Source organism: Rhizobacter sp. P2_H3, from assembly GCF_056403355.1.
The window spans coordinates 1-6,269 of sequence record NZ_JBFUFQ010000295.1 but is presented as its reverse complement, the minus strand read 5'-3'; the positions used below and the strand labels follow the sequence as shown (position 1 = coordinate 6,269).

Sequence of the window (6,269 nt, the reverse complement as noted above, 5' to 3'; positions counted from 1 at the left end):
GCGAAGCGCTGATAGTCAGCGGGCTTGTTCAGCGGCCGGTCCAGTCCCGGCGACGACACTTCCAGGCGCTCATAGGCGCAACCCTCGACCTCCAGCACGTGCTGCAGCTGGCGGGTCACCTTCTCGCAATCCTCGACGACGATGAATTCGCCGTTCGGATCATTCTGCAGGCGGTCGATGAAGACACGCAGCAAACCCTTGGGGCTGCGCTCGCAACTCACGAGGTCGTAACCCAACCCGGTCACGGTGCGTTCAACAACGGCTTGCCAATTCATCCAGCGAGTGTCTTCAGAGGTTATGAAAATGTGAAGAAGCAAAAAAAATGGGCTGGAAGAATCCGCCCATGCAGTTTTCTTGCGAAAGACGCATTGTATCCCGGTGGCGGACTACCCGGCAAGGGTTGTGAGAGTCAAGCGCGAGTGCGTGCCAGAATGAGCACCCCCTTTTGACGAATACCAGACTGGAGACTCCATGGGATTCCTGGCCGGCAAGCGCTTCCTGATCACCGGCGTTCTGTCCAACCGCTCGATCGCCTACGGCATTGCACGCGCCTGCCGGCGCGAGGGTGCCGAACTGGCTTTCAGCTACGTCGGCGAACGCTTCCGGGACCGCGTGGCCGAGTTCGCCGCCGAATTCGACTCCACGCTGTTGTTCGATTGCGATGTCGCGAGCGACGAGCAGATCGACGCGATGTTCAACCAGCTCGGCGAAACCTGGCCGCAATTCGACGGTTTCGTCCATTCGATCGGTTTCGCCCCGCGCGAGGCGATTGCCGGCGAATTCCTCGACGGCCTGTCGCGCGAGGCCTTCCGCATCGCCCACGACATCTCCAGCTACAGCTTCCCGGCGATGGCCAAGGCAGCCGCCTCGCGCCTGTCGCCGAAGGCCGCCCTGCTCACGCTGAGCTATCTGGGGGCGGTCCGCAGCGTTCCCAACTACAACACGATGGGCCTGGCCAAGGCCTCGCTCGAGGCCTCGGTGCGCTACCTGGCGGCCGGCCTCGGCCCGAAGGGCGTGCGGGTCAACGGCATCTCGGCCGGCCCGATCAAGACGCTGGCGGCGTCAGGCATCAAGGGCTTCGGCAAGATCCTCGAGGTGGTCGAGCAGAACGCGCCGCTGCGCCGCAACGTGACGATCGACGACGTCGGCAACGTCGCGGCCTTCCTGCTGTCCGACCTGGCAGCCGGCGTCACGTCGGAAATCACCTATGTCGACGCCGGCTTCAGCCACGCGATGGGCGGCATCGCGGCGGAAGTCTGATCACAGATCGTCCAGCGCCCGCAAGGCCCCCAGCAGGGCCGGCGAGGTGCTGGCCTGCACGACGAAGGTCGGCATCGCCTGCAGGTAGTCGCGGAAACGCCCCTTCGCGACGAAGCGCTCGCGGAAGGTCGACCGGTCGATCCGGTCGCCCAGGCGCGGCACGATGCCGCCGCCGATGTACATCCCGCCGCGCGTGCCCAGCGACAGCGCCAGGTTGCCGGCCACGCTGCCCAGCAGCGCGAAGAACATGTCCAGCGCCTCGACGCAGTGCGCGTCGCTCGCGGCCACCGCACGCTCGCTGACCTCGGCCGCGCTCAGCGGCTGCGCGTTCGCGCGGTCGACCTGGCACAGCGCTTCATAGAGGCTCACCAGCCCCGGCCCCGACAACGCCCGCTCGGCCGAGGCATGACCGTAGCGCTGGCGCAACGCCGCGATCACCGCGTCCTCGCGCGGCGTCGCACCGCCCAGCGACACATGGCCGCCCTCGCCGTTCAGCGGCACCACCCGGTCGCTGCCGGGCACCCGCAGCAAGCCTGACACACCGAGCCCGGTGCCGGCGCCGATCAGACCGACCGGCGCCCCCTCCACCACCGCCCCACCGCCCACCTGCCGCAACTCGGCAGGCTTCAGCGACGGCAGCGACAGCGCGAGCGCGGTGAAGTCGTTGATCAGCAGCAAGCGCTCGAGCCCCAGCTTCTGGCGCACCGCCTCGATCGAGAACGACCAGTGGTGGTTGGTCATCTGCACGTGGTCGCCGACGATCGGGTTGGCGATGCCGATCGCGCACCAGCGCGGCCGCACCGTTGGCGAATGCGCCTGCAGGTAATGCGCCATCGCGTCCTGCAGCGTCGGGTGATCGGCCGCCGGCAGCGTGTCGATGGACGTCAGCTCGGCGCCGGGCGCCAGTTGCAGCGCAAAGCGCGCGTTCGTCCCACCGACATCGCCCACCCACCGCGGAAATGAATCTGCCTGCATGTCAACGCTCTCTCGTTCGAGTCACCGCAGGCAAACCCTGTGGCGACGATCCCCGCCGCAGCGCGACCATCCGCACGCGGCCTCCCTGGCGCCTGCGGCACCCCCTCGATGCCATGCGGCCCGGCGTGCAATGCACCCGAACCGTGCGCTCGTCTTTGTAGCCAAACTACTTTTCATGATAGCCAAGCCGGCCGCAAAGTATCGACGGCCTGACATTCGGGACTTCCCTGATGGGTGTGGTTATTGTGAGAAACGACGGGAAAACCCGCGTTTACCGGCTGTAGTCGGATTACTAGAGTCAACCTTGACAAAACATTACAGCCAGTGATGTAGCCGTGCTACTCGCTGGACACAAGGAAGACAACGCAAGTTTCCAGCCATTCAGGGCGAACTGCGAACCGCTCGCCGCCCACTCTGTTTCCCCCAACCGCTGCAGCAATGGGTCCCCCCAGACCGAGCGCTCGGCACATTTCAAAGCAAAACCTCTGAGGAGTCAGTAGATGAAGAGTCAGTTCAAGCTCGCGACCATTGCCGCCGCGATGGGTCTGTTGGGCGCCACCTCTGCACAAGCCGTCGATTGGGGCGGCTACTTCCGCACCGGCCCGGGCGCGGCGAAGAAGGACGATGCGCGTGCGTGCTACGGCCTGAGCGGCGCGGGCATGAAGTACCGGCTCGGCAACGAGTGCGACTTCTACGGTGAGTTCCTGCTGAGCCAGGGCTTCAAGTCGGACGGCGTGGAATACAAGGCCGCGCTGATGACGAACTTTTACAACGGCGACTCGAGCGACACCGGCGCGGCGTCGGTGGGCATCAACCAGATGTACGTCGAAGGCAAGGGCTACGACATTGCCCCGGACGTGAACTTCTGGATCGGCAAGCGCTTCTACGGCCGTGCGGACGTGCACATCACCGACACGTTCTTCATCAACCTGTCGGGCGTGGGCGCGGGTGCGGACAGCATCGCCGTGGGCGGTGGCAAGCTGGGCCTGGCGTTCTTCCGCAACGACAGCGGTGGCGTGATCCAGGGGACGCCTGCGGCGACGGGCACGGACCAGCGTCCGGCCTCGCGCCTGAACGCGGACCTGTCGGAGCTGGTGGTGAACCCGGGCGGCAAGCTGCGCGTGGTGGGCACCTACGTGAAGGGTGACTTCACSGGCGGCAAGAACGGCTTCGGCCTGAGCGTGCAGCACAACCAGGACAACGCGTTCGGGCTGGGCGGCACCAACATCCTGTGGGTGCAGTTCGCRCARGGCTCGGCGGGCGTGGACGGCGGCTTCGGCACGCTGAACGCGACGTCTGCGACCAAGAGCTTCCGCATCGTGGAGAGCCCGGGCTGGCAGGTGGGCGCGTTCGGCGGCCAGGGCCAGATCATGTTCCAGCAGGACAAGGTCGAGAACTTCGCGGGCCAGACCACSAAGGTGAACTCGGTGTCRGTGGGCGGCCGCGGCTCGTACGCGCTGACGAAGAACTTCAAGCTGGTGAGCGAAGCCGCGTACGTGCAGAAGAAGCCGGACGGCAGCGACACGCAGAAGCTGGCGAAGTTCACGTTCGCGCCGACGCTGTCGACGGGCCCGGGCTTCTGGAACCGTCCGGAACTGCGCCTGTACGTGACGACGGCCAAGTGGAACKCGGCGGCCAACGCGGCCGAGAACGGCGGCGCCGGCGTCACCAACCGCGCCAACGGCGACACCAAGGGCACGTCCTATGGTGCCCAGGCGGAAATCTGGTTCTGATTCGCGACTGACGACGACTCCTTTCGAAGGGCCCTGCGGGGCCCTTTTTTGTTGCTCGGTGGGCGGTCGGTATGAATGGACCTCCTCAAGCTTGATGAAATCCGGCGTGACGTGACGAAAGAAAAGCGCGCGCCTCGCTAGACTGCGCGCACCGCAGCGGCAGACCACTGCCGCGCGGGTTGCCAGCGCCCCACTGGGCCGAAGGCAACAACACCTCTCCCTCGTTGTCATTGGATGCATGGTCGACGACCGTGCGCTGGAGGACTCTCTTGGAACTGATCTGTTCGTCGCGGCGTGTCCGCGGCCTGGTGGTGTCGTGCGTCGGTGCGCTGGTGCTGTCGACGCTTTCGCTTGCAGCGTGGGCTCAACTCGCGGTGGGCCCGGATGGCCAGCCGGGGTATCAACATCCGATCGCTGTGCCGCCCGGCATTGCCGGCATGGTGCCGGCGCTCGGCTTGTCGTATGGCGGGGACGGCAGCGGGCCGGTGGGCCACGGCTGGTCGCTGACAGGCGTCTCGTCGATTGCGCGCTGCGGCGCGAACCTCGCGACCGACGGCCGCATCCGCGGCGTTGATAACACCGCGGCCGACAAGCTGTGCCTGGATGGCCAGCGGCTGATCCAGACGGGTGCGACGGGGGTGGCAGCGAACTTCCCGCAGACCAATGACAGCGCAGGAGGCAGCGGCCTGCTGCGCGAGTTCCGCACCGAGCGCGATTCGTTCGCACGCATCCGGGCATATGGATCAGGCGGGGGTTCGCCGTCGTACTTCAAGGTGTGGACCAAGGACGGTCGGGTCTACGAGTACGGCAACAACAGCAATTCCACGGCCGATGCGGCCGTGACGGCGCAAGGCACCGGCGCCATCACGACCTGGCTCGTCAGCCGTGTCAGCGACCTGCGCGGCAACTACATCGACTACCAGTACCAGCAGCGCGACGGACTGGCCTGGGGCAGCGGTACGGTGGCCGGCACGCCGATCGCGGGGCACGACTGGAGCCTGCGCGAGATCCGCTACACCGGCACGCCGACGCAGGCGCCGGGCAACAAGGTGGTGTTCAGCTACGAGGACCTGCCCGCGCTCGCCCCCACCGGCAAGCCGCACGCACGGCGCGAGGCCTACGTGGCGGGCAGCAAGCTATTGAACCTGCAGCGCCTCACCCAGGTGCAGAGCTTCGTGAACGCAGACGGCACGCCGTTCAAGGTGAACACGCTGCGACTCGCCTACGACAGCGGCCCGGTCACCAGCCGCAGCCGGCTGCGCACGATCACCGAATGCGCTGGTGCGGCCGAGTCGCCATGCCTGCCGCCGGTGAAGTTCGACTACGCAGCCGATGCCAGTGAGGCCTACCAGCGCAGTGCTACCTTCTCGTCCGGCGAACTTGCCACGCTGACGATGCAGAGCACGGTGGCCGGCATCAACCTGGCGCGCTTCTCGAACTACGGCGTGATCACCGCCGATTTCGACGGCGACGGCAAGACCGACATCATCCGCTGGTCGGACAACCCGGCCGAGAATCGGCTGTACCTCAGCAACGGCGACGGCAGCTTCCGGCGCGTGACGGGCTTCAACCTGACCGGCACGGACAACACGCTGTTCCACAGCAACGGTTGCTTCAACACGCGTGTGGCCGACTTCAACGGCGACGGGCTGCCCGACCTGCTGCGCTACCGCGACTCTCATGAGACCAACACGGTCAACATCACCACCGCCTGCCCGGCGTACGCCACCGAGCTGTACCTGAACAAGGGCGACGGCACGTTCGAGCGCAGGCCGATCAACGGCGTGACGCTGCTGGAGCATGCCAGCCAGGACCGCTACCTCGTCAGCCATGGCGAGATCCAGGACGGCTTCGGCTGGACCCCAGGCAACACCTTCTACCTGCTGGACATCGACGGCGACGGCTTCATCGACCTCGTCACCGCGTCCGTGCCGAGCCAGGGGGTCCAGCTCGATCCGCCCCCCGAGCCCTGCGCGACGGTGGTCTGCACCCATGTCTACAAGGGCGACGGCCAGGGCGGCTTTGTCGAGCAGCCGACCAACGCGACCTACAAGAACCTGTACTCGAGACCGGAGGGGCCGTATGCGCTGGGGCAGCCGTCGCATCTGGTCGACATCGACAACGACGGCAATCTGGATCTCTCCGCGGCCGGCATGCTGGGCACCGGCGCGAACCTGTACCCGCCCATTCGGGCGTGGCGCTCGTTGGGGGATTTCAACTTCGAGCCGATCTCCGGGGCCGGCCAGGACTGCGACCGACCCCTCGACTTCAACGGCGACGGGCGCACCGACTGCGTGATGT

Annotated in this window: 5 protein-coding genes; 3 read left to right on the top strand and 2 right to left on the bottom strand. The window is 66.3% G+C overall.

Annotation, left to right across the window (positions count from 1 at the left end; all coding sequences use genetic code 11):
* On the bottom strand, positions 1-275 hold a 275-nt coding region (locus tag AC1D1T_RS29220; protein WP_477993004.1), incomplete at its 3' end, for an LSm family protein.
* A gap of 196 nt (positions 276-471) precedes the next feature.
* Between AC1D1T_RS29220 and fabI the strand changes: the two genes are divergently transcribed.
* Positions 472-1,260: an enoyl-ACP reductase FabI gene (fabI, locus tag AC1D1T_RS29215; protein ID WP_477843605.1), complete on the top strand. Its 789-nt coding sequence runs from the start codon at positions 472-474 to the stop codon at positions 1,258-1,260.
* Here fabI and AC1D1T_RS29210 read toward each other — a convergent pair whose 3' ends face one another.
* Positions 1,261-2,235: a glucokinase gene (locus tag AC1D1T_RS29210; protein WP_047512525.1), complete on the bottom strand. Its 975-nt coding sequence runs from the start codon at positions 2,233-2,235 to the stop codon at positions 1,261-1,263.
* 500 nt (positions 2,236-2,735) lie between these two features.
* On the opposite strand from AC1D1T_RS29210, the gene AC1D1T_RS29205 reads away from it, so the two are divergent.
* Both AC1D1T_RS29205 and AC1D1T_RS29200 read left to right on the top strand, forming a co-directional pair.
* Complete coding sequence (locus AC1D1T_RS29205) at positions 2,736-3,968, top strand: maltoporin (RefSeq protein ID WP_477843608.1); 1,233 nt, start codon at positions 2,736-2,738, stop codon at positions 3,966-3,968.
* A gap of 269 nt (positions 3,969-4,237) precedes the next feature.
* Positions 4,238-6,269 (top strand): FG-GAP-like repeat-containing protein (locus AC1D1T_RS29200; protein WP_477993003.1); only part of this gene is annotated, 2,032 nt, incomplete at its 3' end.